Origin of the sequence: uncultured Roseivirga sp. (genome assembly GCF_963973945.1) — a bacterium.
Taxonomy (GTDB): domain Bacteria; phylum Bacteroidota; class Bacteroidia; order Cytophagales; family Cyclobacteriaceae; genus Roseivirga.
The window spans coordinates 71,425-98,047 of the sequence record NZ_CAXBBV010000001.1; the positions used below are offsets into that span (position 1 = coordinate 71,425).

The window sequence follows — 26,623 nt, forward strand, 5'->3', positions numbered from 1 at the left end:
TATAATATAAGCCACCAAATGGCGCAATGTGAAAGGCCGTAAAAAACAGATTACATAAAATGAAGCGGAGATTGCCTTCAAAAGCCAATTTTTAATATTGCATTGGTTTTCAACATCTTAAAATTTAGAAAGCAATTAAACCGATAGTCACTTTTTGTCGGAAATTTGTTTTCATACGAAATGTCAAAATAACCGTTCCAAACATGGTTGATCTTTACAAAAAGCACTCTTTCTCTTATCAGCCAAGGTTCAAGTTCTAATTTTAAACAAGATTTATATAAAAGTATTGAGGAATTAACGTTAACAGTTAGCAAATTGCGTATGGAATTCTCTGAGTTCCAAAAAACCTCAATCAAATGAATAAGATAAAAGCCGTTCTTCGGGAGCAAGGCCGTACACAGGCGTGGCTATCCGACAAAATCGAGAAAAGTTATGTAGTAACTACCAACTACGTAAATAACAAGACACAACCAAGCTTACATATTCTATACAGAATAGCTGACGTGTTGGATATAGATGTAAGAGACCTGTTGGTTCCGTCAAAGCCCTAGCGCTCGGCAACTTTGTTCTTTAACTAATCTGTCGTTATTTTTGCAGCAAATATTTATATCATGAAAAAAGTTAGCGCACTAATACTTGCCACCCTTTTTGTTTTTGCCTGCTCTGGAAATAAAGACCAAGCTAAGTGGGATGAAGCTTCTGTAGTTGGGTATTACGGAGAGAAAATCAACCATGAAAACATTGTGTCGGTTGAAGAAATGATGAATCAGTTGAATGAGAGTGATTCTATTATGGTGAAAGTGGAAGGCGAAATTACCGCTACTTGTGCAATGAAAGGCTGCTGGATGAATCTTGTTCTCCCTTCTGGTGAAGAAATGAGAGTTACTTTTAAAGACTATGCGTTCTTTGTTCCTAAAGAAGGAATGGAAGGTAACAGGGCCATAATTGAAGGCAAAGTAAAGAAATCGATGACCGATGTAGCAACCTTAAAGCATTATGCTGAAGATGCTGGCAAAAGCGTTGAAGAAATTGCCGCTATTACTGAAGATAAAAACGAATTGGCGTTTGAAGCCTCTGGCGTTGTAATTCTAAACACGGAAGAGAAGAGTCTTTAGGGTCTTTAGGGATTAAAGCTCCAAAAATATTAGACGCCAACTACTGAAAAGTGGTTGGCTTTTTTGTGAGGTTGTACTGAAACTCAATTCCCATTCAAACCAATAACTCTTTTGGTTCGAAAAACCACATGCCGTGACGCAACCCTTCGTTCCTTTTCGGCATCTGTTAAAAGTACTGTAACCTATTCTTGGTTTAACAGTCTATATTAAAAGGTCAAAACTTAAAACAACATGAAAACACAACAAAACACACTCAAACTTACCTTTATCGCTTTTCTTCTTGTTTCATTATTTTCGCTAAATGCCCAAGCCCAAACTACGGTAAAGGCTTCGAATATTATGAAAGCAATAAAAAACAGGGAGGATATTAAGTATTCCAATGTTACTGTTTCGGGAACGCTAGACTTCACCTATATGGATGAAAAAGCCCCAGATTTACCTCGCAGAAGAAGTTGGTGGAGAAATGGCGGAGACAACACTGTTAACGAATTGATCAAAAGCAAAATCACTTTCGAGAATGTAGTTTTTGAGAATGATGTGATCGCTTACTTTCACGATGACAGATCTGAATACACTTTTACAGCTGATTTTGAAGAGGATGTAGTTTTCAAAAATTGTAAATTTGAACGTGACGCTATGTTCAAATATTCAGAATTTGAGCGTGAAGCCTCATTTGCAGGTTCTATCTTTAAAGACGAATCAACTTTCAAGTATGCTGAGTTTTCAAGACTAGCCGATTTCTCAAATACTCAATTTGACGAAAATGCCATTTTCAAGTACACAGAGTTTAGAGATGGAGTAAACCTTGCTTCAGCGCGTTTCGAAAGATCGTTGGACATTAAATACACTAAAGTAAGGGGGGATTTCGATATCAGCGATTTATACGTACGCTGGGATATTGACTCTAAATACACAGACATTAATGGTCGAAAGTTCTCAAAAAATATGCTAGACAACTGATTGGTCACAGTAGTTTAACAGCATAAAAAAGGCAGCCCAACGGCTGCCTTTTTTATGCTCCATTCTTTCTTATTCTCTCGACTGCTTAATAAAGGCATTCGCCAGCATTCGTAATTGCATTCGGTGCGGAATTACCCTACCCAAGGTTCTGTAAAACTTAGGGAAAACGCCTGGTATCGACACGGGTTTTCTATTGAACATTCGGCTCAAGGCATATTCTGCTACTTGCTCAGCAGTTTGCCTTGTTATTTTCGAAACAAAGCCCATGTTTGCATCGCGCTTAATTACGTCAGGATTAGTAAGCACAGCCGCAGGACAAAGGATGGAAACAAAAACGTTGGAATCTTTCAGTTCATAACGAAGTGAATGAGAAAACGAGCTTACGAACTTCTTACTGGCCGCATAGATCCCCTTGAATGGGATATCATAATATGAGGCCATACTGGCTACATTCAAAATATAGGCCTTATCAAGTTTTTGCATTTCGGGTAAAAAATGATGGGTAAGCATTACCATGGCCACCATATTCAGCTGCATTTGCCCAAAATAGAACTCCGCCTTTTTGGAGAGAAAATCGCCTGAATTACCCAAGCCAGCATTGTTTGCCAAAATATCAACGACAAAACCATTACTTTGGCACCACTGAAAAACCTCTTGAGGCGCTCCAGCATCCATTAGGTTTACTCCTAAATAATGGAATTCTTGATTTGGGTATTGAGTAATTAGAGCATTAGTTACTTCTTCAAGCTTAGGTTCAGGAAGCGCTACCAAGAGAACATTAAGCCCTCTAGCAGCACAGTTTTCTGCAATAGCACGACCAATGCCATTACTAGAACCTGTTACCAATGCGAATTTTTTCGAGTTTGTCATTTATTGTCTGTTCTTAACCAATCTACCGTCTGCTGAATTCCGCTCATCAATGGGGTAATTTGGTAGCCAAGTTCTTTTTGAGCCTTTTCACTAGAAACGCTCCATTTATACAGGTACTTTCTTACCCATCCTGGAGTAATCATAGGTTGTCTACCAAAATTGTCAGCTAAAAATAACTGAACTTTACCGAAGGTAAGCATAACTCCCAGCGGCATTTTATATAACTTATATTTTTTACCGCCTACTATAGCGATCATATCAAAGAGTTCATGATACGTGGCATCTTCACCCCCAAGAAGATAACGTTCTCCCGATTTTCCATTTTCCATGGCGAGCATGTGTCCTCGAATCACATCTTCTACATACACATAGTTACCCGTGCTCAGCCCATCTCCTGGCATAAATTTCCACTTACCGTCAATGTATTGTTTTACTAATTTGGTAACAGAATTACTCACATTGAGAGGTCCGGGACCATATACCCTAGTTGGATTTACAATAACGATATGTTGCCCATTGGCAGCCCGTTGGCGCATCTGCTCTTCCGATTCGTACTTGGTACTTTCGTAATCGGTAAAAAAATCCACTTGTCGTGGTGTATTTTCATTTACTGGTCCGTCAATGGCTGGGCCAATTACGCCTGCGGTAGAGGTAACTACTACCTTAGAAACCCCTTGTTTTTTGGCAGCATCTAAAATATTTGTGGTGCCATCAATATTCACTCTTTTAAAGGTGTCGTCTTTAGCCCAAACGCTGGCAAAAGCAGCCAAATGATAAACTTCATCGCAGTTTTCCATCCCTCTTTCTAAGGCATCGGTATGAAACAAATCTCCTTCTACCGTTTCAATATTTGGGTGAACCAAGGTTTGTGCTTTTGCTTTTGACCGAACCAGAGCGGTTACACTGTGCCCTTGATCTGCCAAAGCACGTGTCAGTTTTTGGCCTATAAAACCTGTACTTCCGGTGATAAATATTTTTTTGCTCATTAAATAACTTTCATGTCAGGGTGATGCCTTAGCGAAAAGAAAAAGTTGGACAGCGCCAAAGTGATATGAACGAAAAAGGCCACCCAAATCGTTCCTGTTGTTAAGGTAATGAGGCAGAGCAATACGCCCAATGGAACAGCCCCAATAGTTTCTTCTAAATTTTTTGGAACATGAACTAATGCATATAGCGCAGCATTCAATACAATGGCAGGCCATTCGCCCAACAAAGGAACTGTAGCAAAAAGTAAGAGTCCTCTGAACATCAATTCATAACCAAATAGGTAAGAGACCCAAGTGAAGGCATTTTTCGCCACCATCGCTTTTGTCCATTCCTTTTCTCTTACATTAGGGTAAAAGGCCAAGTTTTTTTCTTTCTTAGAGTTGAAGAAATTCATGGGGATAATAACGGCTGCTAAACCCAAAATCCAATAAAGAGACGTGGCGTGATTCTTAAATGCTACTCCGTATTCGGCTGGAGTTTTGCCTAAAATTGCCATCATTAAAATAGCTGGAATTATACCGATAGTCATGGCGCCTAAATAACGGAAATACCACTGTGCTTTGGTGTTACCTCTTACTTCCCCATATTTATTAGTAAACCTCTGTTTTACTTTAGGGGAAATTGAAACGAAGTGATAAATGCTGAACCCTAGTGTTAACAAGCCAATTGCTAAAATCGGTTCTAAAAATGAAGGGTCCCAAATTGGAATTTGCATGCTGTTGCTACCGTTGAGTCAGGTTGCAAAAATAAGAACATCTCTTACATTTACGTGTAGAACCGTTTAAATTCAACATCATTTAACATTATGGGCCGCTACTTTACATCAATCATTCTTCTACTTTTATCTTCTTTGGTACTGAATGCCCAAGAAGAGCAAATTTCTGGTCAAGAGCTGCTTAGCCGAAGCATTGCTTTTCACGATCCAAGCGGGCAATGGCAAAGTATAAAAATGGAATTGGTACTTGATCAAGAAATGCCAAACGGCTCTGTTCGCCCTTCACATGTAATTATCGATAATCAAAAAGGAGTTTTTGAACTATCGTTTGTAAAGAACAACCACCTATTTACTTGGAAAGTAGATGGAAAAGACTCTACCGAATCATTTATGGACTATAGAATAATTACCGATTCTATACGAGTTGATACATTACAACTAAGCCCTGACAGGGCCAGAAGATGGAGAAATTACTATAGCTATTTGTATGGCTTACCTATGAAATTAACCGATAAAGGGACAAACATTGACCCCACTATTCAGAGTACTACTTTTAATGGAAAGCCCGTTTTAGCCCTAAAGGTTACTTATGATAAAAGTGTGGGTTCAGACACTTGGTATTTTTATTTCAACCCAAATACTTATGCGCTGGAGGGTTACCGCTTTTACCACAAAGAAGCCGAGAACGATGGAGAGTATATTCTTATAGAAGGCTTGGAAATTCAGAACGGAATGAGAGTTCCGATGCACAGAGCTTGGTATACTAATAAAGAAAATCGCTGGTTGGGCACAGATAGGTTTATTAGCCTTAAACTAACTAGGAACTAAAGACTACTTCTTCTTTTTAAGCGAATTGATAAATTTAGCCCAAGCAAAAGGGTTCAGAAGGGGATTTGATGTCGGTCCCGAACGGTATTGCATTTGGTTATACTGTTGATTCATCATATACCGATAATTGGCATCTGGGCTACCACCAACTGGCATTGTTAACACCATTCGCTGAACAGCATCAGGTGCAAATGCATTCAATACACTTTCTTGTTCATCACTCAAATTCATTGCTAGAAATGCTTCTTTAAACATTTCCTCAGTTGGAAAACGGTTTACCTCCACATCGGCCAACTGGGTTACCTCTTCTTCCATGGCCACTATAATTGTATATTGATCACCCACCGAATCGGGAACAACTATTTTTCTATCCTTAAAACCAATAGATGTGAAAATCAAAGTATCGCCAGCATAAAACGCTTTACTAAACCAGCCTCTATAATCTGACACTGTTCCTCGGCCTCTTTCTAAGTCAAAAATATGAACTCCAAAAACCGTTTCAGTGCTATCAGCATTCATTACAAGTCCTGAAAGCTGAACTACATTAGAGCTATTGTTTTGTGCAAAACTCTTTTGTGTACCACAAAAAAGAAAAGCACAGAGCACAATGGCGCGTAGAGAATATGTGATTACAGTTTGTTTCAATATACTTGTGCTTTTGATTTTGTTCTACGTGAACTCAGACTTAAAGATAAGAAGATAGAACTTATTATTTTTCCGCTTCGCAATATTAACAATCAAAAAGGGGAATTGTGTTGGCTTAAACCAATTATTCTTCCCAATTTAACAATAATTAACCCCTAACTTCCTTTGGGAAAACCCCTTAGCAATAAGTATTTCAAACCAGCGGAAGCAAAGTCAATTTCATGAAACTCAAAAATTTTAGTCTGCCATTTGGGGCGCAAATTTTCAAATCTTTATCGGATGAAGCCCGGGTAAGAATTTTACATTTGCTATTAAAAAATGGAGAAATGACCATTTCTGATTTAGAGCATATTTTGGACTACACCCAGACCAAAACTTCTAGACACGTTACCTATCTTAAAAATTCGAACATAGTGAATGCCCGAAAGCACGACCAGTGGGTTTTTTATAGTATAAGAGAAGAAGTGGAGCTTGTAATGGTTCAGATTTTCAATTTTTTGAATAAGGATACTCGTCTCCAAAAAGATCAGGAGACTTATGAAATACTTAAATCGAATAGAGAACTGGCCGAAAACAGAATTTCTAAACAAGGGTGGTCTATTTAACTCTCTTTAATTTCTTGTCACTATTTTGGAACGCTACCAACATATTTTCTTTGATTTAGATCATACCCTTTGGGATTATGACACCAATGCCATGACGGCCCTACACGAGCTCTATGACCACTATAGATTCGAGCACATTACCAATTTCGATAAGCAAAGCTTTGTTCAGCACTTTTTCGATGTAAACAATGAGCTTTGGAGCCTTTTTAATAAACATCAAATTCAACGCGAGCAAATTAGAGAAAGAAGGTTTGCTACTATTTTTGAAAGATTAGAAGCCAAGCTCGACATTGTTCCGCAACAGCTGGATTTTGAATATGTAGAGCTTTGCCCCACTAAAGAAGCTGTATTTGAGGGAGCCCACGATATTTTAGAATATCTAAAAGAGCGATATCAGTTACACATTATTACCAATGGTTTTGATGATGTGCAAACCATAAAAATGAAAAGCGCCAAATTAGACCACTATTTTGATGTAATTGTTACCTCTGAAAACTCGAATTCAAGAAAGCCCTCGGCACCTATTTTCGAACAGGCACTACAAAGAACAGGCGCTACCCTAAATGAAAGCATAATGATTGGCGACAACCTTGAATCAGATATTCAGGGAGCTCGAGATTTTGGGATGGACCATGTTTGGTTTAACCCTTCCAAACAAACGAGCCACTTTCCGCCCACATACGAGATTCAAATGCTTAGCCAATTAAGGAACTTACTCTAGCCAATCGGGTTTTTAATCCATAAGCGAAACCTTATATTTGCCCAAGTCAATTTAAGGCCCTCAAACGTTTTGAGGAAAAACACAAAACATATTCAAAAAAATTAAATTATGGCAACAGGATTCTTCAATGTACCCACCGCTAAGAACGAACCAATAAAAAACTATGCTCCGGGTTCTCCAGAGCGTAAAAGCTTGCAAGCAGCTCTTGCCGAAGCGCGTTCAAAACAAGTGGACATCCCGATGTTTATTGCGGGAAAAGAAGTGAGAACTGACGACAAATCTCCACTAAGCCCTCCGCATGATCATCAACATATTTTAGGACATTTTTCTAACGGAAATGCCTCGCATGTTTCAGCCGCAATTGACGCTGCCATGGCAGCAAAAAAAGATTGGGCCAACGCAAGCTGGGAAAACAGAGCAAGTATTTTCTTGAAAGCTGCTGAGCTTATCGCAGGACCTTACAGAGACAAATTAAACGCAGCAACCATGCTGGGTCAGTCTAAAAATGCTTACCAAGCGGAAATTGATTCGGCTTGCGAAATCGTAGATTTCTTAAGGTTTAATGTGCAGTACATGACCGAAATTTACAAGCAGCAGCCAGATTCTGCACCAGGCATTTGGAACAGAGTAGAACAAAGACCACTAGAAGGTTTTGTGTTTGCCTTAACTCCATTCAATTTTACAGCCATAGCAGGTAACCTTCCTGCGGCACCAGCCATGATGGGTAACACTGTAGTTTGGAAGCCTTCAAACACACAGATTTACTCTGCTCATGTATTGATGGAAGTGTTCCGCGAAGCGGGTGTTCCTGATGGGGTAATCAACCTTTTCTTTGTAGACGGCCCAACGGCTGGAAGCGTGATTTTCGAACACAAAGATTTTGGTGGAATTCACTTTACTGGTAGTACAGGAGTATTCCAAAACATATGGAAAACCATAGGAAACAACATTCATAAGTACCGTTCTTACCCAAGAATTGTAGGCGAAACTGGTGGTAAAGATTTTATCATGGTTCATCATTCGTCTAAAGCAAAAGAAGTGGCGACTGCTATTTCTAGAGGCGCATTCGAATTCCAAGGCCAGAAATGTTCTGCTGCGTCACGTGCGTACATTCCTTCTAACCTTTGGGAAGATGTGAAGAACTATGTAATTGAAGATTTGAAGTCGTTCAAAATGGGTGGTACCGAAGATTTCAGCAACTTCATTAACGCTGTTATTGACGAAAGATCATTCGATAAAATTGCTAAGTACATTGACGATGCAAAAGCAAGCGATAAAGTAGAAGTAATCACTGGTGGTGGTTACGACAAATCGAAAGGTTACTTTATTGAGCCAACTGTATTGTTAACTACAGACCCTAAGTACACTACCATGTGCGAAGAGATCTTCGGCCCAGTAATTACAATTTATGTTTACGAGCCAAATGATTACGAAGCTACTTTAGAATTGGTAGATAACACTTCGCCTTATGCTTTAACGGGTGCGCTTTTCTCTGCCGACAGATATGCACTTGAGGTAGGTATTAATGCCTTAGAAAACTCTGCAGGTAACTTCTACATTAATGATAAACCAACAGGTGCTGTTGTAGGACAGCAGCCATTTGGTGGCGCTAGAGGTTCTGGTACAAACGACAAAGCAGGATCAATGATCAACTTGTTGCGTTGGGTTTCTCCGCGTTTGATCAAAGAAACTTTTGTAACGCCAACAGATTACAGATACCCGTTCTTGGGAGAGTAATTCTTAAATAACTAACTAAAAAGGCCTCAAATGAGGCCTTTTTAGTTTTTAGGGTGTGCGATTTGTAACACATTCTTTATAGGTACGACCGAAATATTCTCTCCGATTTTTAATAAATACCATTTGAAAAGAAATTAGTTAATAAATTGAGAGTTGAACGAATTAAACGATCGAGTTATACTTGATAGCAGCTTTTAAAATGGAATTAAGTAGTCACTTGTTTTGGGATGTAGATCAGAAAACGGTTTCATACGACCAGCATAAATCGTTTATTATTCCTCGAGTATTTATGAAGGGCACAATGGATGATTTTTGGGCTGTAGTTACTTATTATGGAAAAGAAGTTTGCCAAGAACAGCTCGTCAATACGCGTTACCTCGATAATAAAACCCTTTCGTTCTGCTGTGTTTATTTTAATCTAGACCAAGAGCAATTCAGATGCTTCAAAGAAAAACAGTCGACACCGCAACACTGGAATTACTAATTGACCTGCAAGGGATTGATTCACTTCAAGACTTTTCATTAGGTGGTGGTACGGCCCTAGCCTTAAAATTTGGTCACAGAATTTCTGTCGACCTTGATTTATTTACTAGGCAGCCTTTCGATACAGAAGAAGTAATTTCAGTCATCCGCCACCAACTTAAAGATGTATCTGTTTTAAACATGAACAGAAACTCCTTAAGTCTGTCCATTCAAGGGGTCAAGGTTGATGTTCTTTCACATCAATACGCGTTATTGGAACCGCCTGAAATTATAGAATCCGTCCGTTTTCTGAGTACCCAAGATATTGCAGCCATGAGGCTTTCCGCAGTAGCACAGCGGGGAAGTAAAAAAGATTTCTTTGACTTGATTGAGTTATTGAATCATTACTCACTCTCCCAGCTTCTCGCTTTTTATGGCCAAAAGTATAGCGAAGACAATTACTTCTATGTACTCAAATCCATGACCTATTTTCAAGATGCGGAAGAGGAACCGAGTCCTGTGATATTGAATGATACGTCTTGGGAAAATGTGAAAGATGGAATTAGTCAGACGGTTGAAAATCAAACGAAAACAAAAGAGTAAAACAACCTTATGGAACAAAACAGAAAAGAAGTAGAAACTTACTTGAGCACCACGGTACCTAAACGTTTAGCACAACTCACCGCTGAGCAAAAACCCCTTTGGGGAATGATGACACCTCAACATATGGTAGAGCACCTAATTGTGGTGTATAAACTATCAATGGGTCGATTTAGCGTTCCTATAGTTTCAAAAGAAGAAGATTGGCCTAAGCTGAAAGAATACTTAATGAAGGACAGCCCCATGCGTAGAAATGTGCTAGCACCCAATGGTAAAAGCGACCTTCAGCCACTAAGATTCGCTGACCTTGAAGAGGCCAAACAGAAGTTCTTTGCAGAAACAGAAACCTTCTTGAAATTTTGTGAAGCCCAGCCCGAGTTTATGGCTAATCATCCATATGGCGGCCCTTTAACGGCTCAGGAATGGCTGCTCTGCCATAAAAAGCACATCAAACATCATCTTATTCAGTTCGAGCTTATTCCAGATTATGAATGACCTAGAACACTATAGGCGATTAGAACGACTATTTGATTCTGCCCCTTTAAACCAAGGGATTTTCGCTGGTTCCGAATTGAAGGTGATTGACCGTGAAGCTACTTTGGAACTCACCATTGGCAGCCAATATTTTCATGCGGCCAATGCCATGCATGGCGCCATCTACTTCAAACTGCTAGATGACTCCGCCTATTTTGCTTCGGCTTCTGTAGAGAAAACCTTCTTTCTACTTACAAAATCCTACACCATCCACTTCAGACGCCCTGTTTTCGAAGACCGCTTAACGGCCATTGGAAAAGTGATTTCCGTTAACGAAAAGGAAATTATCAGCAGTTCTGAAATCTATAACCAAGAAGGAAAACTTGTTGCCCATGGCGAAGGTGTTTTTGTGAGGGGGCCGAAGAGGTTGGAAGAGTTGCCTGGCTGAGATTTATAGTTCATTTTTTCAAGTTGAGTTCATATAAAAGTAATTCGCTTTGCTTTTAGCAGTGATGTCCGCCCTCGGGGGCGGTTGGTGGGGGATTTTCTCTTCAATTATTTGCCTTTAGCATCTGTGAATTCCTCCCCCTAGCCCCCTCCAGTAGTCCTTCGTATTTTTATTTGACTTCTTTCGGTTGAGGGGGAAAGCTGTTACCAATAGTATGGCTCATAAAAAGGACAGACTCTTTCGCTTTCTTCCTTCAGTCGAAAACTCAGAGTGACGGTATTTTTTAGTCATTCCACTCCCGAGGATTTTCTTCCGCTCCCTTAAATGTCTTCAAAAAGGGCATGTAGCCCATGTACTTTTGGGCACAACAAAATTTAGAAGACATGAGAAAATTCAAAACAACAATTCTGGTCACCTTATTAAGCATTATCAGTTTTCATCTGAAATCACAAGAGCTGGGCTTAAACATTCGCGTAGTGGGCAAAGGTCAGCCTGTCGTGCTTATTCCTGGGCTTACTTGCTCTGGCGAAGTATGGGATTCTACCATCGAAGCCTTAGATGCAAACTTCGAGTACCACATCATTACGCTACCGGGCTTTGCTGGCAATGCACCCCTTGCTGATCATGAAGGAAAGTACTTGGCCAAAATGAAAGACGAAGTAGTTAAATACATCCAGAAAGAAAAGTTGAAAAAGCCCATCATTATTGGTCATAGCTTGGGTGGCTTTTTAGCATTGAACATCGGAATAGCCAATCCTGATCTTCCTTCAAAACTAGTAATTGTAGATGCGCTACCTTTTATGACAGGCGTAATGATGCCCGGCATGACAGCAGAGGAGGCCAAGCCCATGGCGAAATCTATGAAAACTCAAGTTGTAGCTTCTGCCAATCAACCACTTGAAGGAAGAAAAGCCTACCAGCGCCAAATGCTCACAAGTATGATTAATGATCCTGCGCAAATTGAAATTGCTACACAATGGGCCATTGACAGCGATCAAGAAACTGTAGGCGAGTCGATGTATGAAATGTACACCACAGATATAAGAGGCGAGCTTGACAAAATCAAAGTACCAACATTAGTACTGGGGGCTTGGGTAGCTTACAAATCATTTGGTTCAACCCGAGAAAGCACTTTAAAACTTTACACAGACCAATACGCTAACTTAAAAGGAGTGAAAGTAGATATGACCGACATTGGAAATCATTTTATCATGTGGGATGATCCTGAATTCTTTCAAAATTGGTTGAAAAAGTTCTTATAAATTAGCTTAGCAGAATGGTATAAGAGCCAGTGACTCTTATACCATTCTTTCAATTGAAAAAAAATGAAGCAATCGACACTCTATTGGCTCTGCCAATCTTTTGGCTGGGCCATTTACACTTTGTTTTCTGTAGGCATGATGTATGTTTTTGGCGGAACAGAGAGCATAACCCCCGACACATTAAAGCTACAGCTGATTATTGGAGTTTGTTTGATCTCTTTCTCTCACTTATTCCGAACGTTTATAAAAAAGAATGATTGGACACGATTAGCACTGAAATCCTTAATCCCAAAATTGATTTTAGGTGTTATCGTAGTGGCTTTTTTAGCCCAATCTTTCATCCATTTACTTATTTACTATTTACTCCCCTTAAATAATATTGCCGCTTTCAGTTGGGTAAATTTTGTTGGTTATGCAGGAAGTGTCACCATTGTAATGGCCAGCTGGGCAACCCTCTATTTTGCTTACCACTTTATTCAACGCAACCGAAGAAGCGAGATTGAAAAACTTGAACTTACTACAGCTTTGCAAGAAGCGGAACTGGCCATTTTAAAAAATCAGATCAACCCTCATTTTCTGTTTAATGCGCTGAACAACATCAGATCACTTATTCTTTCCGACCCTGAAAAGGCGCGTTCTATGGTTACCCACATTTCGGAACTCTTGCGTTATTCCATCCAATTTAACGCAGCCGAAAAAGTAACGCTGGGGCAGGAAGTGGCTATTGTGAAAGATTATTTGCAATTGGAATCCATTCAGTTTAACGACCGATTGACTTATGCTTTTGAAATAGATGACAGCAGTTTGGATATCAAAATTCCTCCAATGGCCATTCAGCTTTTGGTTGAAAATGCCATTAAACATGGGGTTTCTCAAATGACAACCGGGGGAAATATTTTGATCAGGTCGGTACTTGAAAATGACCACTTGAGAATTGAAGTTTGCAATAACGGCCAGCTCAAGGAAAAAAGTAAACGCGAGGGAATTGGGCTGAAAAACCTGATCGAACGTTTAAAAATTCTGTTTGGCCATTTTGCCGAACTCAAAGTTGAAAACTCATCTGAAAATACCGTAACCGCATCGCTCAAAATTCCATTGTCATGAAAGCTCTAATTATAGATGATTCAAATTTGGCAAGACAAGAACTTAAGCACTTGCTCAAACACAGAGATGATGTTCAAGTAATTGGCGAAGCCGAAAATGCTGATGAAGCAATAGAAAAAATTCTTGACCTAAAACCTGAATTGCTTTTTCTAGACATCCAAATGCCAGGAAAAGATGGTTTTGAACTGCTTCAGGAATTGGAAGATTCCCCAGAGGTTATTTTCACCACAGCCTTCGATCATTATGCCATGAAGGCTTTTGATCATAACGCACTCGATTACCTTCAGAAACCCATCAAAGACGACCGTTTGGCCTTGGCATTAGAAAAGGCCGCTTCAAAAATTAGAAAGCGGGCATCAGATGCAAAAGACAAAAATGTATTGAGCTTGAACAATCAGGTTTTTGTAAAGGATGGCGAAACCTGTTGGTTTGTAGATTTAGCGGAAATTCGAATCCTTGAAATCATGGGCAGCTATACCCGTATTTTCTTTAAAGACCAAAAACCAATGATTCCGCGGTCGCTCAATTATATGGAATCTCGGTTAGACCCAGAGGTTTTCTTTAGGGCCAATCGTCAACAAATCATCAATCTAAAATACATTCAGCGTATTGAGCCTTGGTTTAGCGGTACACTCAAAGTCTATTTAAAGGATGGGGAAGAGATTGAAGTTTCTCGCAGACAAAGCATCAAGTTTAGGGAGGTAATGAGCTTTTAGTAATCTTTCAAGGTTGAGCACCACTGGTGAAGGCGAAGAGTTGATCAAAATATATTTCAAATTGAGTTGAAAAATTTTGATATTCAATGACTTAAACCTTAAAACTCCTAAACCATGAAAAAGAAAATACTTCTCGTTCTCTGCATACTCTTTGGGTTAATGTTTATTAATGCCGGCTTAAACAAGTTTTTCAATTACATGCCTGTACCAGATGACCTACCCGAAAACATGATAAAAATAATGGGTGCCATGATGGAGATAAGTTGGCTAATGCCGCTTGTTGCCGTTGTTGAAATATTAGGCGGAATCCTCTTTATAATTCCAAAGTATAGAGCTTTAGGTGCAATAGTCATTTTTCCAGTAATGGTCGGGATTATGTTAACCCATATTATTGATGCCCCATCTGGATTACCAATGGCCCTTGCCTTCTTGGTTGTAAACCTTTGGGTGATTTTTGAAAACAGAGCGAAGTATATGCCAATGATTAAATAAATCGCATCTGACTTGCTCAAATCGTCAATATATTTAATCAGTTAAATTGAGATTTAGATTTATGGAAGCTAGAGGGATCATTCACTCACAAAACATCACACTTCTAGCAGTTATTGTTTTGTCCATAATGATTGCATTGATGGTCACTACTCCTGATTTTTTATCTAAAAAAAGAGATTCGGAAGTCATCTATACCAATATTGGAAATCGGTGGCATAAAATTGATTTGGGGGCTTTCTCAATAGAGACCCCCTCTGAATTTAAATATATTAAAGAGCAAGGCATAGACTCTTATGTTGGTCTGATTACTAACAAAATCGACACATTCTATTTTGATTATGGCTGGTATTCTAATGAGCTTGATGAACAAGGTTTTATCCGTAGTTATGACACAATTAATGGAGTTCCTGCAATTACCGTATTTTCTAAAACAGGTGGAGCAGGTGTTCATATTCCCAAAGCTAACGAAGATAACAAATTAACCGTTTTCTCTTCTACCTTACATAAAGAACTAGCTTTTGATATTTTCAGCACTCTGAAAATCTCTGGGCGAAATGGCAGAACAACGAAGCCACTTGGAGAGAAATTCATACAAGGTTTTTCTAAGGGTAAACAACTTTTTAATACAAACTGTAATGTCTGTCATGCCTTGGATATCAAACTGGTAGGCCCTCACCTCAGAAATATTGTACAAAGAACTAATAGAGAATGGTTTGTTGGCTGGATTCAAAACCCTACTCAATTGATTAAAACAAACGAAAAGGCAGCCAAGCTATTTTATGAATACTCTGAGATGAAACATCCTGTTTATCAGTATTCAAAAGAAGAAATTGAAGACCTAATCATATTCACAGAGGCTTTAGAGAAGTAAATCAGCTAGTACATTAAATGATTAGCATTTCTTTAGTTTAGCTCAATCATTACTTCAGCCTTATTTAACCTCGATTAACTCTATTGTTAATTGAAAGAGAAAATAAATTTTCCCTCCCCCTAAATCCAGTCGTACATGGGTCCCCGTATGTATGACCATAATCAAAAACAAACACCTAATGAAAAAGAAAATCACACAATTACTGATGATCGCGTTTTTCGCAATAGGAGCAAATTCTATTCAAGCCCAAAGCACCGTAATGGTGGGGGGAGAAAAGATGTACCCTATGAAGAACATTATTGAAAACGCGGTTAACTCAAAAGACCACACCACCCTAGTTGCCGCAGTGAAAGCAGCAGGTTTGGTAGAAACTTTGCAAGGTGCAGGCCCATTTACGGTTTTTGCTCCAACCAACGCAGCATTCAACAAATTACCAGAAGGAACAGTAGCAACGCTATTGAAACCTGAAAACAAGCAAATGCTGACTCAAGTACTTACTTACCATGTAGTGGCAGGTAAAATGGATTCTAAGGCCATTATGAAAGCCATTAAAAAAGGCAATGGCATGGCAGAATTAAAAACTGTAAGTGGAGGCGTATTAGTTGCCAAAATGAACGGTGAAAAGAACATTACATTAACCGATGAGAAAGGAAACTCATCCAATATTTCCCTGTACGATGTGTACCAGTCCAATGGAGTTATCCATGTAATCGACTCGGTCGTACTTCCTAAGTAAACCATCAAATTTAACATAACTATTTAAAAATCAGATTGATAAAATATCAATCCGGGATTCTTATTGTCAAAAATTATTAACATTATGAAAAGAAAAGCAGTAATCACCCTCGGTAGTTTGGCGCTAATTGCCACAGTCTACCTTTTCGCAGCGGATCATATTGATGCCCCTGGCGTTGCAAGTACATCTTCGGATATCACAGACTTTTATGCATTCCAAAGCCCTGAAACTAGCTCGAACGTAGTGTTCGTAGCCAACCTTCAAGGTTTGTTATCTCCATCAGCTTCTGCATCAGCAAATTTTGATGAAAACGTAATGATTGAGTTTAATATTGACAACACTGGCGATGCGGTTGAAGACCTTGTAATTCAGTGTACTTTCAAAGACGGTAAAGTTTATGTTTATGGCCCTATGGCGCCTTCAAGAACAGGAACTACCTCTACAATTGTTTCTTCAATGACTGCAACAGCCACAGCTAACATCACCGCTTACGGTGCCAATGCTACAGTTGGAACAGCTGGTGGAATGAAAGTTTTCGCTGGCCCAAGAGATGATCCATTCTTTATGGACTTTGCTCAGTATGGTGAAATTATCGCAGGAAACGCAACAAGTTTCAACAACCCAGGATCAGATACTTTTGCAGGCACAAATGTAATGTCTGTTGTGGTTGAAGTTCCAAAATCTACAGTAGGTGGATCGGGAACCATCAATACTTGGGTAACCAGTAACAGAAAGCAATAATTTTTAACCAGAAAAAGATACTAAGATGAAAAAGACATATTTAAACAAATTTTGGGCAGTAGCCGCAGTATGCACGCTCGCCCTAGGAACTTTATCATGTGGTGACGATGACGGAGGAATGACTCCAGAAACTTCAACTACATATGTACAAGAAGATCAAATGGGTAGACCTGCAATCAATACGGTATTTGTATCGGCTGATAAGAAGGATGAATTCAATACTACCATTCCTTCTATGCAAGGCGCTGCATTTCAGTCGGCATTTCAAGCTAAGCTTTTGGCTTTAAACCCAGATTACACTACAAACTTGTTAACCTTTAGTGCTGCTGCTTTTACAGGTGCTTTAGCTACAGATGTATTGAGTGTATCATTAGACGGAACAACAACTTTCTATGATGGCACGAACGTGTTAACTGGTAGAGCTTTGGCCGATGACGTTATCACAGTAGAATTGATTTTGATCTTTGGTGGCCCAGATGCTACTGAAAAGCCAGGTCTTACTGATGATAATGTTAGTTCAAACGACAAAGCATTCTTGTCTACTTTCCCTTACTTGGCCACACCTTGGTAAGCAATAAATAAATAGCAGCAGTCTTGAATGTTAGCATTATAAGCAGCATAAGCAGCCCCTCATTCCTAATTATTGGAACAGGGTGACTTTCAAGACTGCTCTTTTTCTCACCTCAAAAGCTACAATCATGAAAAATCTAATTTGGCTATTCCTTAGCTTCGCTGTTCTTTCTTGTCAAAGCAAAGTGTCAGAACAAAAAATTGCCGATTCGGCAGATTACAATCAGTTTCTACAAGAGCAACCATCACAACAATCTTTAGAAACTTTGAATGAAGAAATTAAATTCTGGGAAAATAAACTTTCCAGTTCTCCCAAAAACGTGACTTACATCAGTAAACTAGCAGGCTTAAAAAGCCGACAGTTTAGACTCGATGGCTCAGTGGAAAATATCCACATTTCGGATAGTCTTTATAAAAAAGCTACTGAATTAAACCCTTTTAGCAATGCAGGTCTATACCAAGCACTAAGCGGAAACTCCATAACGAAACATGAGTTTGCCGATGCAAAAAAATATGCTGAAATGGCATTGAAAGAAGGCGATAAAAAAACAAGTACCTATTATTTACTCTTTGATGCACTCATGGAATTGGGTGAATACCAAAGAGCAACGGGTATCCTGAACATGCAGGAAAACAAATCATCTTTTGATTACCTAGTACGTGCTTCAAAATTGGCCGATCACAACGGAGATTTAGATCAGGCCATTGCACTTATGGAACAAGCTTTTGACAGAGTAAAGGCAGATAACTCACTTTTCAGCTGGGCAAAATCTAACCTTGGCGACATGTATGGACATGCAGGAAGAATTCAGGACTCTTACAATGCCTACCTAGAAGTATTGAACAAGAATCCAGAACACTGGCATTCATTACAGGGCATTGCTTGGATTAACTTTGCTCATGACAAAAATACGAGTGAAGCCAAAAGAATTTTAAACAAGGTGAAATCCCATGTAAATGATCCTCAGATCAATTTTATTCTAGCGGAAATTGCCGAATACGAAAACAATGAAGCGCTTTCTACAGAATTGAAAAAAGCATACTACGCACAAGCGTCTTCTCCAGAATATTTAGGTATGTATAACAAATACCTTATTCTCTTAGAGGCCGAAGATTTAAGAATGCCAGACGCAGCCTTAACAAGAGCAACTGCCGAACAAGAAAAGAGGCCAACTCCTGAAATGTATGACTTGCTTGCCTGGTCTTACTTTCAGAAAGGCGACAACAAAAAAGCATTAGAACTGGCTACTGCCCATATTGAAAATAAGACTTCTCACCCTGAAGTACTTTATCACTTGGGAGTCATCTTCAAAATGAACAATTTTGAGAAAAAAGGTAATACTTACTTAAAAGAAGCACTAGAAAGCACTTTTGAGCTAGGCCCTTTAACTACTGCCAAAATCGAAAAAGCACTAAAAAGCTAAATGACCAAATCTGTCGCCACCGGACTTCTAATCACCTACGTGATCATACTCTTTGGGTATGGGGCAGCGACAGCAAGCCATAGTTTTTTACATGCAATTGAAAATCCATTTCATAGCCATGGTCATGCTCATGAACACGAGCAAGGCCATGGACATGAAGAGGAAAAAGACGAAGATCATCATCATGAACACGGTGCCACTGCTGAAAATAAAAACCATCATGCAGTAGACAATGATCACGATCACATTGAAGCCCAAGCCAATAACAATAAGCACAACATTGAAGATCATACACTTGGGTTTAACAAACTGAATAGTCAGGACCAAGATGTTTCACCAACCGAAACTTTAAATCCCCTTTTCATTTTTGTTTATACACAGTCCAGTAATTCAACTGAGCATGTTACTACCCACTTCAAGCTTTCAGAAACAGAGCATCATTATTTAAGTCTATACAAAAGTTTAGACACAGAGCCGGTTACTCCTCCGCCTCCAAACCCATGTTAACCCTCGAATGTCAACCCATCTGTTGGCTACTAAATCAAATCATTAATTGAGCACAGAACCCTCCATGTCCTGAACAGGATACGAATGTCTAATGAAATCAATCTGTCGCTCATGAGGCTTTAACAATAACAACATGAAATTTAAATTCATCATAGGATTGCTGTGTCTAATTACCAGCAGTCTGGCTGCCCAAACAGGAGAAATCAAGGGCACAATTATAGATCAAGATTCTGGCGAACCCTTAGTAGGTGCCAGCGTTGCCATATCACAAACCAATGTAGGAGCGGCAGCAAATAGTTATGGAAAATTTTCCATTCAAAACCTTAAAAGTGGAGAGTACGAATTGGAAATCAGTTTTGTTGGTTTTGAAAAACTCAGCAAAAAAGTAATGGTAACAGAAGGTAGCGCAACTCAAGTAGAGCTCTCACTTAAGCCCTCTGCCCTTTCACTTGGCGATGTTCAAGTAACTCAAAACTTACCACAAAATGCTTCCATTATTTCCGCATTGGACATTGAACTTAGACCCATTAGTACTTCACAAGATGTGCTGAAAATTGTACCAGGTCTTTTTATTGCCCAGCATGCCGGAGGAGGAAAAGCAGAACAAATTTTTCTTCGCGGTTTTGATATAGACCACGGAACCGACATTGCCCTTTCCGTAGATGGGATGCCCGTAAATATGGTTTCACATGCGCATGGTCAAGGCTATTCAGATTTACACTTTGTAATTCCAGAAACCATAGAGCGAGTTGCTTTTGATAAAGGGCCATATTATGCCAACAAAGGAGATTTTAACACTGCGGGCTTTGCTGCCTTCAGTACTAGAAAACGATTGGAGTCAAACCTATTTAAAGTAGAAGGCGGTCAGTTCGGTACTTTCAGAACAGTTGGCCTATTCAATTTATTAGAACCAAAAACTACCAAAGACCCAAGCCTCTATTTGGCAACTGAGTACTTTCGTACCGATGGTTACTTTGAAAGTTCGCAGAATTTTAACCGATTCAACACGCTTTTAAAATACCACCAACGACTTTCAGATAACAAGACCATAGAACTATCTACCTCTGCCTTTACCAGCAGCTGGGATGCTTCGGGACAAATACCTTTAAGAGCAATTGAGAGTGGACAGATTTCAAGGTTTGGAGCCATTGACGATACCGAAGGTGGAAATACCAGTCGCGTGAATTTGAACGCTAAACTCACAACCGATTTATCAGATGGGGGAATTATTGAAAATCAGGTTTTTATGTCGAAGTATGATTTTAAACTTGTTTCTAATTTCACCTTTTTCTTAAACGACCCAATCAATGGTGATCAAATTACACAAAGCGAAGACCGCCAGATTTATGGTAGCAACAACAGCTACTGGAATAACTGGAGCTTGTTTGGATTAAAAGCCTCTACCGAGTTTGGAACTGGTTTTAGATACGATCAGGTGGATGATATTCGCCTATCAAGAACATTGAACAGAAGAGAAGTATTATCGGATTTGGCCCGAGGAGACATTAGGGAATCAAGCGTTTACCTCTATGCCGAAGAGCAATTGGATCTAACAAAAAGGCTCTCACTAACCGCGGGTTTAAGGTACGATTATTTCACTTTTGACTACGTAGATGCGCTTACCCCTACATATAACAGGCAAGTAGAAAACAAAGGAATACTAACTCCAAAGTTTAAACTAGGTTATCAAGCCGCTACCGACCTGAATTTTTATGTAAAAGCTGGTATGGGCTATCACTCGAATGATACACGTGTGGTTGTAGCTCAAAACGGCAGCGATATTCTGCCAAAAGCATATGGCGTTGACCTGGGTACACTTTGGAAACCAACAGAAAACCTTTTGGTGAACGTAGCCTTGTGGCGACTGGATTTGGCCCAAGAGTTTGTGTATGTAGGAGACGAAGGAGTAGTTGAAGCTGGAGGTAAAACTCAGCGACAGGGAGTAGACTTAACTGTTCGTTATCAGCTTACACCTTCTTTGTACGCCAATATGGATTTGAATTATACAGACCCGAAATCGGTAGATGAAGCGGAAGGGCAAGATTATATTCCATTAGCCCCTACTTTCACTAGCATTGGTGGGTTGAATTATGAAGGGAAAAAAGGATTTAGAGGTAGTTTACGCTACCGTTATTTAGATGACAGAGCAGCCAATGAAGACAATAGTGTAGTTGCCAAAGGGTATTTCCTTATGGATGCTGTTTTGAACTATGAAGTTGGCGCATTCGACTTTGGAATTGCTATAGAAAACGTTTTAAACACCGAATGGAGAGAAGCGCAATTCGATACAGAATCGAGATTGCGAAATGAGGCCCAGTCCGTAAGTGAAATACACTTTACACCAGGCACACCATTTCAAGCCAGATTATCTGTTGCTGTTAAATTCTAAATGGACTTGATCTTTGACAAGGGAATTCAAGCAATTGATTTTCTGATGGGAGTCTCACCGTAAGGTGAGGCTCTTTTTTTTAAAACTCTTGGAGGGTTAAAGTCGATATTCACATTAAAGTGAAGCCCACTAACAAGCCCTCCAAGAGTTAAATATTGTTTACCCTTTCTTTTTCCCAGCCACCAGTACAATCGCACCAATTACGGCCAATACGCCACCAGTAATTGGTGACCAATAAATAGGGTTATTTTCCTTCTTGTTGATTTCGACAACGCCTAGATCAACTACCTCCTCTTTGGTAACTAAGTTAACCCCAGTGAAAATGGTCATTAAAATTCCGCCTACGAGTAATATGATTCCTATGGTTTTCATTTTTCTTTGATTTGGTAATGAAAACTGATTGGCAATTAGTGCTCCAATGCATTTAAAGCATTTTTAAGCGGCTTTTACCCTAGTCCGTTGTAGATATTATTACCCAGATGTATTCAGATTTCTCACTTATTCCAGAGAAAGGCCTTCGAAGCCTTGGAGTAGGTGGCGGAGTATATTAACGCTCAAGGATAATTCATTAAGTCACCCTGTAAGGGTCCTTTTCAGAAACACAGACCTCAACTATAGATCCTTCGTTCCTCAGGAAAAGAAAGCGGTAAGGTTAGCCTATCGGTCATCACGCAAACGACAAGTCAAGGAGTCAGGGGGGAATGGAGATACGAATACCACAAAGCGGACATAAAAAAACCACCCTAAGGTGGTTTCAATTTTTTTTTGGTAAAAGCTTTTAAGGCTTAAACAGCTCCGGCCACTTGCATCAGGTCAAGTGTTGGGTTTTCACTTCCGCCTTTAGGCTCAATGGTTACCGCAAACATAGAGGCATTCTGAACATTCTTCATTTTCATCAGTCCTTCCACGTCAAAATCAAACACGCCCATATCTACTGGTACTCCATCTACAATGGCCCAAAGCTGATATTGCTGTTCTTCGGTTAATGTTTTTAACTGCTTAATATTCAAGTAAGCTTCATCGGTTTTAGCATTCCAGTAAACACTTGCCGCATATGATTGGGTTGGGTCTACCGCACCCATATTCACTCTTTTAAAGTCGGTGTCACTAATAATATCAATATCTGCTACCAGATCGTCCAAGCGGTTATTTACTTGGTTATACTGTTCTGCCATTTGCATATTCTGAGCTTGCAGCTGAGCAAAGGCATCGGAAGAAGACTTCCATTTTCCGTGATAATCATAAGCTAAGTATGAAGTTACCAGTGCTATGGTTACTGAGGCGGCCACCATATATTTCCACATTCCACTATTGGTTTGTGGCATAGGAATCACCTTTGGTTCTTCCTTTTGTTTCGTATTCTCTTCTTTCAACCCCACCTCACTATCGCCCAAAGCCGACATAATATTTGCTTTCAGATCAGTAGGTGGTTGGATTGCAGTAGCCATGGCGATGCCCTCTAAGCTATCCTCAATGGCGTTTAATTCTTCACGCAATTCAGGATACTCAGCTAGGCGCAACTCTACATCTATACGCTCTTGTGGGGAGAGCGTATCGAAGATGTATTCTTCGAGTATGCCAGACGCTATGTATTCTTTAATATCCAATTACAACTGTACTTTATTTCTTAAATGTTTTAAAGCCGATCGCAAACGAGATTTGACTGTACCCAAGGGTATATCATATTCATCGGCTATTTCTGAATGAGAAAAGCCTTCGAAGTATACCTTTAACAGAACGAACCTTTGTTCTTCAACTAGGTCGTCCATCAATTCTCTTACACCAATTCCATCAACTGAGGTCTCTGTGCTATTCTGTCGGTCGATGGTATATACGTTGGCATCTATCGAATCAGTTTTAGCACTACGCTTAATTTCTTTGGAGCGGATTTTATCAATGGCAGAGTTTCTCGTCAAATTGAGCATCCAAGTGAATAGACGCCCTTTTTTGGCGTCATACATCCCAATCTTATTCCAAATTTTTAAGAAGATATCTTGAACAACTTCAGCGGTCACGTCCTCATCTTGTACAATGCGCTGAGCAGCTCCATACAAAGCAGCCCCATACTTGTCATACAAATATGATAATGCATCCTTGTCCTGATTTTTCAATCTCAGAATCAAGTCATGCTCTTCAATATGATCTAGGGTACGTGCTATGGTTAGTTTATTGTTCGTGGTAAAAGTAAAGGACTTGATTAACAAGCCCTTTACCTTCTAAATATATTATTATAAACCGTGGTTTACAAATGAATTACCTCATCATATGCGGCTGCGGCTGCTTCCATAATGGCCTCAGACATGGTTGGGTGCGGGTGAACCGTCTTAATGATCTCATGGCCAGTGGTTTCCAACTTTCTTACTGAAACCATTTCGGCAATCATTTCTGTTACATTCGCTCCAATCATGTGAGCTCCTAATACCTCACCGTATTTCGCATCGAAGATTAGTTTTACGAAACCATCGCTAGCACCACCAGCTTTTGCTTTTCCTGAAGCTGAGAATGGGAATTTACCTACTTTAATCTCGTAACCTGCTTCTTTTGCTGCAGCTTCGGTATAACCTACTGATGCTACTTCTGGCTGGCAATAAGTACAGCCTGGGATATTTCCGTAATCTAATGCTTCTGGGTTTTCACCCGCAATTTTCTCAACACAAATAATACCTTCAGCAGATGCTACGTGGGCCAAAGCAGGGCCATGAACGATATCGCCAATGGCATAAATACCATCTACATTTGTTTTGTAGAAATCATCTACAATTACTTTTCCCTTTTCGGTTTTCACCTTTAGGTCTTCAAGGCCAATTCCTTCTAAGTTGGTAGAAACACCTACTGCTGAAAGCACTACATCGGCTTCTAGTTTTTCTTCGCCCTTCTTAGTTTTTACTGAAACCTTACAAGTTTTACCTTTAGTATCTACAGAAGTCACTTCAGCGTTGGTCATGATTTTCATACCTGCCTTTTTGAAGCTTCTTTCCAGTTGTTTAGACACCTCAGCATCTTCAACAGGAACAATTCTGTCCATGTATTCAACAATAGTTACTTCTGTTCCAATTGAGTTGTAGAAGTAAGCGAACTCTACTCCAATAGCTCCAGAACCAACAATCACCATAGATTTTGGCTGCTTATCGAGCACCATGGCTTGTCTGTAACCAATAATTTTCTTTCCGTCAATTGGCAAGTTTGGCAATTCTCTAGAACGGCCACCAGTCGCTAAAATAATGCTATCAGCAGAATAGTCTACTTTCTTACCATCTGCGTCAGTTACTTCAACTTTTTTACCAGCCTTAAGCTTACCAAAGCCTTCAATATGATCGATTTTGTTCTTCCTAAACAAGAACTGAACTCCTTTGCTCATTCCACCCGCAACATCACGGCTACGTTTCACCATTCCGTCAAAATCAGCAGAAAATTTTCCGTCAATCTTAATTCCGTAATCTTGTGCGTGTTGAACATACTCATATACCTGAGCACTTTTAAGCAATGCCTTGGTTGGGATACAACCCCAGTTCAGGCATATTCCGCCTATTTCTGAGCGCTCTACCACGCCAACTTTCATACCCAATTGAGAAGCTCTGATCGCTGCCACATATCCACCGGGTCCACTGCCTATTACTATTAAATCGTATTTAGTAGCCATATTTTATGAGGTTTTTTCTGTTCAATGCGGCAAAGTTAAGCCAAATGTTCGCAAATAAAATAGTCGAATTGGAGGTATTGATCCTTTTCGTTTTCTTTGGACAGGATTAAAAACAACTGACGCTTGTTGAGCTAACCGCAAGCAGATTTAATTGTTAAAAAGAAATATGGGTTTATTAACAGGAAAAACAGCACTCGTTACTGGTGCATCGAAAGGAATTGGTAGAGCAATCGCCACCAAAATGGCCCAAGAAGGAGCCAATGTAGCTTTCACTTATTTGTCGAGTGTTGAAAAAGGTGAAGCCTTGGAAAAAGAGCTTGCTGCTTTTGGCATTAAGGCAAAAGGGTTTAGATCGAATGCCGCTGAATTTGCTGCTGCCGAAGAATTAGTAACTGCTGTAGTTGCTGAATTTGGAAGTCTAGATATTTTGGTAAACAACGCAGGCATTACCCGCGACAATCTTTTAATGAGAATGTCGGAAGAAATGTGGGACGATGTAATCAACGTCAACCTCAAGTCTTGTTTCAATACCGTGAAGGCAGCTACCAGAACCATGATGAAGCAAAGAGCAGGTTCTATCATCAACATTACTTCTGTAGTCGGTTTAAAAGGAAATGCAGGCCAAGCCAATTATGCAGCCTCTAAAGCCGGAATCATTGGTTTCACCAAGTCTGTAGCTTTAGAATTAGGCTCAAGAGGAATCCGTTCAAATGCGGTTGCTCCTGGTTTTATTGAAACTGAAATGACAGATGCCTTAGACGAAAAGACAGTACAAAGCTGGAGAGATGCTATTCCTTTGAGAAGAGGTGGCTCGCCAGAAGATGTAGCCAACGTTTGCCTTTTCTTGGCTTCAGATATGTCGGCTTATGTTACTGGCCAAACGCTTCAGGTAGATGGCGGAATGCTTACCTGATTTTAAATATTGTTAATAGTTAGCGCTTTTGTGGTATAAAACGTGCCCGTACTTTCCCTTAAAACAGGATTTTGCACGTTGAAATAAAGGC

Annotated in this window: 31 protein-coding genes; 23 read left to right on the forward strand and 8 right to left on the reverse strand. The window is 39.7% G+C overall.

Annotated features, from left to right (window positions below):
- Positions 1–356: 356 nt before the first annotated feature.
- From AAC026_RS00370 to AAC026_RS00380, 3 genes are all read left to right on the forward strand, one after another.
- Positions 357–551: a helix-turn-helix transcriptional regulator gene (locus tag AAC026_RS00370; RefSeq protein WP_339606858.1), complete on the forward strand. Its 195-nt coding sequence runs from the start codon at positions 357–359 to the stop codon at positions 549–551.
- Between the two features lie 60 nt (positions 552–611).
- Positions 612–1,115, forward strand: a complete 504-nt coding sequence (locus tag AAC026_RS00375) for a DUF4920 domain-containing protein (protein ID WP_339693972.1) — start codon at positions 612–614, stop codon at positions 1,113–1,115.
- 231 nt (positions 1,116–1,346) lie between these two features.
- Positions 1,347–2,075, forward strand: coding sequence for a pentapeptide repeat-containing protein (locus AAC026_RS00380; protein ID WP_339693975.1), 729 nt, complete (start codon positions 1,347–1,349; stop codon positions 2,073–2,075).
- Between the two features lie 69 nt (positions 2,076–2,144).
- Here AAC026_RS00380 and AAC026_RS00385 read toward each other — a convergent pair whose 3' ends face one another.
- Genes AAC026_RS00385 through AAC026_RS00395 form a run of 3 tightly spaced genes read right to left on the reverse strand, consistent with a single transcriptional unit; the run spans position 2,145 to position 4,647 of the window.
- Positions 2,145–2,945: an SDR family NAD(P)-dependent oxidoreductase gene (locus AAC026_RS00385; protein WP_339693978.1), complete on the reverse strand. Its 801-nt coding sequence runs from the start codon at positions 2,943–2,945 to the stop codon at positions 2,145–2,147.
- Complete coding sequence (locus tag AAC026_RS00390) at positions 2,942–3,931, reverse strand: SDR family oxidoreductase (RefSeq protein WP_339693981.1); 990 nt, start codon at positions 3,929–3,931, stop codon at positions 2,942–2,944. Before AAC026_RS00390 ends, AAC026_RS00385 begins: the two co-directional genes overlap by 4 nt.
- On the reverse strand, positions 3,931–4,647 hold the full coding sequence (locus tag AAC026_RS00395; RefSeq protein WP_339606999.1) for a type II CAAX endopeptidase family protein: 717 nt from the start codon (positions 4,645–4,647) through the stop codon (positions 3,931–3,933). The genes AAC026_RS00390 and AAC026_RS00395 overlap by 1 nt, the downstream gene beginning before the upstream one ends.
- 90 nt (positions 4,648–4,737) lie before the next feature.
- On the opposite strand from AAC026_RS00395, the gene AAC026_RS00400 reads away from it, so the two are divergent.
- Positions 4,738–5,475, forward strand: coding sequence for a DUF6503 family protein (locus AAC026_RS00400; protein WP_339693983.1), 738 nt, complete (start codon positions 4,738–4,740; stop codon positions 5,473–5,475).
- A 3-nt stretch (positions 5,476–5,478) separates the two neighbouring features.
- Here the strand turns inward: AAC026_RS00400 and AAC026_RS00405 are convergent, their stop codons facing one another.
- Complete coding sequence (locus AAC026_RS00405; RefSeq protein ID WP_339607001.1) at positions 5,479–6,120, reverse strand: carboxypeptidase-like regulatory domain-containing protein; 642 nt, start codon at positions 6,118–6,120, stop codon at positions 5,479–5,481.
- Positions 6,121–6,341: 221 nt separating this feature from the next.
- Between AAC026_RS00405 and AAC026_RS00410 the strand changes: the two genes are divergently transcribed.
- The 18 genes from AAC026_RS00410 (at position 6,342) to AAC026_RS00495 (ending at position 21,979) form a co-directional block, all read left to right on the forward strand.
- On the forward strand, positions 6,342–6,725 hold the full coding sequence (locus AAC026_RS00410) for a metalloregulator ArsR/SmtB family transcription factor (RefSeq protein ID WP_068409838.1): 384 nt from the start codon (positions 6,342–6,344) through the stop codon (positions 6,723–6,725).
- Positions 6,726–6,750: 25 nt separating this feature from the next.
- Entirely contained in the window at positions 6,751–7,446 is a 696-nt protein-coding gene (locus tag AAC026_RS00415) for a YjjG family noncanonical pyrimidine nucleotidase (RefSeq protein WP_339693985.1), read from the forward strand.
- A 108-nt stretch (positions 7,447–7,554) separates the two neighbouring features.
- Positions 7,555–9,183: an L-glutamate gamma-semialdehyde dehydrogenase gene (gene pruA, locus AAC026_RS00420; protein WP_339693987.1), complete on the forward strand. Its 1,629-nt coding sequence runs from the start codon at positions 7,555–7,557 to the stop codon at positions 9,181–9,183.
- A 199-nt stretch (positions 9,184–9,382) separates the two neighbouring features.
- Positions 9,383–9,667: a hypothetical protein gene (locus AAC026_RS00425; RefSeq protein WP_339607004.1), complete on the forward strand. Its 285-nt coding sequence runs from the start codon at positions 9,383–9,385 to the stop codon at positions 9,665–9,667.
- Complete coding sequence (locus AAC026_RS00430; RefSeq protein WP_339693989.1) at positions 9,622–10,248, forward strand: nucleotidyl transferase AbiEii/AbiGii toxin family protein; 627 nt, start codon at positions 9,622–9,624, stop codon at positions 10,246–10,248. Before AAC026_RS00425 ends, AAC026_RS00430 begins: the two co-directional genes overlap by 46 nt.
- 9 nt (positions 10,249–10,257) lie before the next feature.
- Entirely contained in the window at positions 10,258–10,740 is a 483-nt protein-coding gene (locus AAC026_RS00435) for a hypothetical protein (protein ID WP_339693992.1), read from the forward strand.
- A complete protein-coding gene (locus AAC026_RS00440) occupies positions 10,733–11,167 on the forward strand; it encodes a PaaI family thioesterase (protein ID WP_339693995.1) in 435 nt (144 codons plus the stop codon). Before AAC026_RS00435 ends, AAC026_RS00440 begins: the two co-directional genes overlap by 8 nt.
- A 383-nt stretch (positions 11,168–11,550) precedes the next feature.
- Positions 11,551–12,429: an alpha/beta hydrolase gene (locus AAC026_RS00445; RefSeq protein WP_339693998.1), complete on the forward strand. Its 879-nt coding sequence runs from the start codon at positions 11,551–11,553 to the stop codon at positions 12,427–12,429.
- Between the two features lie 63 nt (positions 12,430–12,492).
- Positions 12,493–13,533, forward strand: a complete 1,041-nt coding sequence (locus AAC026_RS00450; RefSeq protein WP_339694001.1) for a histidine kinase — start codon at positions 12,493–12,495, stop codon at positions 13,531–13,533.
- Positions 13,530–14,249 carry a LytTR family DNA-binding domain-containing protein gene (locus AAC026_RS00455; RefSeq protein ID WP_339694004.1) on the forward strand — a complete coding sequence of 240 codons (720 nt, stop codon included), beginning with the start codon at positions 13,530–13,532 and terminating at the stop codon, positions 14,247–14,249. The genes AAC026_RS00450 and AAC026_RS00455 overlap by 4 nt, the downstream gene beginning before the upstream one ends.
- A 114-nt stretch (positions 14,250–14,363) precedes the next feature.
- Complete coding sequence (locus AAC026_RS00460; protein ID WP_339694007.1) at positions 14,364–14,741, forward strand: DoxX family protein; 378 nt, start codon at positions 14,364–14,366, stop codon at positions 14,739–14,741.
- A gap of 61 nt (positions 14,742–14,802) precedes the next feature.
- Positions 14,803–15,612, forward strand: coding sequence for a cytochrome c (locus AAC026_RS00465; RefSeq protein ID WP_339694009.1), 810 nt, complete (start codon positions 14,803–14,805; stop codon positions 15,610–15,612).
- Between the two features lie 205 nt (positions 15,613–15,817).
- Positions 15,818–16,348, forward strand: a complete 531-nt coding sequence (locus tag AAC026_RS00470; RefSeq protein WP_260311528.1) for a fasciclin domain-containing protein — start codon at positions 15,818–15,820, stop codon at positions 16,346–16,348.
- Positions 16,349–16,432: 84 nt separating this feature from the next.
- On the forward strand, positions 16,433–17,089 hold the full coding sequence (locus AAC026_RS00475) for a DUF4331 family protein (RefSeq protein WP_339607012.1): 657 nt from the start codon (positions 16,433–16,435) through the stop codon (positions 17,087–17,089).
- A 25-nt stretch (positions 17,090–17,114) separates the two neighbouring features.
- Entirely contained in the window at positions 17,115–17,660 is a 546-nt protein-coding gene (locus AAC026_RS00480; RefSeq protein ID WP_339607013.1) for a DUF4331 family protein, read from the forward strand.
- 127 nt (positions 17,661–17,787) lie between these two features.
- Positions 17,788–19,083, forward strand: coding sequence for a hypothetical protein (locus AAC026_RS00485; protein WP_339694012.1), 1,296 nt, complete (start codon positions 17,788–17,790; stop codon positions 19,081–19,083).
- Positions 19,084–19,590, forward strand: a complete 507-nt coding sequence (locus AAC026_RS00490; RefSeq protein WP_339694014.1) for a hypothetical protein — start codon at positions 19,084–19,086, stop codon at positions 19,588–19,590.
- A 133-nt stretch (positions 19,591–19,723) separates the two neighbouring features.
- Positions 19,724–21,979: a TonB-dependent receptor gene (locus AAC026_RS00495; RefSeq protein ID WP_339694016.1), complete on the forward strand. Its 2,256-nt coding sequence runs from the start codon at positions 19,724–19,726 to the stop codon at positions 21,977–21,979.
- Positions 21,980–22,138: 159 nt separating this feature from the next.
- Here AAC026_RS00495 and AAC026_RS00500 read toward each other — a convergent pair whose 3' ends face one another.
- The 4 genes from AAC026_RS00500 to lpdA all read right to left on the reverse strand — a co-directional run bounded on the left by AAC026_RS00500 (position 22,139) and on the right by lpdA (position 25,619).
- Positions 22,139–22,351: a hypothetical protein gene (locus AAC026_RS00500; protein ID WP_053222443.1), complete on the reverse strand. Its 213-nt coding sequence runs from the start codon at positions 22,349–22,351 to the stop codon at positions 22,139–22,141.
- Positions 22,352–22,764: 413 nt separating this feature from the next.
- Positions 22,765–23,586, reverse strand: coding sequence for an anti-sigma factor (locus tag AAC026_RS00505; RefSeq protein ID WP_339694019.1), 822 nt, complete (start codon positions 23,584–23,586; stop codon positions 22,765–22,767).
- On the reverse strand, positions 23,587–24,183 hold the full coding sequence (locus AAC026_RS00510; RefSeq protein WP_339607019.1) for a sigma-70 family RNA polymerase sigma factor: 597 nt from the start codon (positions 24,181–24,183) through the stop codon (positions 23,587–23,589).
- Between the two features lie 38 nt (positions 24,184–24,221).
- Positions 24,222–25,619 (reverse strand): dihydrolipoyl dehydrogenase, encoded by a 1,398-nt coding sequence (gene lpdA, locus AAC026_RS00515; protein ID WP_339694021.1) that lies wholly within the window; start codon positions 25,617–25,619, stop codon positions 24,222–24,224.
- A 166-nt stretch (positions 25,620–25,785) separates the two neighbouring features.
- On the opposite strand from lpdA, the gene fabG reads away from it, so the two are divergent.
- Complete coding sequence (fabG, locus tag AAC026_RS00520; protein WP_323755189.1) at positions 25,786–26,532, forward strand: 3-oxoacyl-[acyl-carrier-protein] reductase; 747 nt, start codon at positions 25,786–25,788, stop codon at positions 26,530–26,532.
- Positions 26,533–26,623 lie beyond the last annotated feature (91 nt).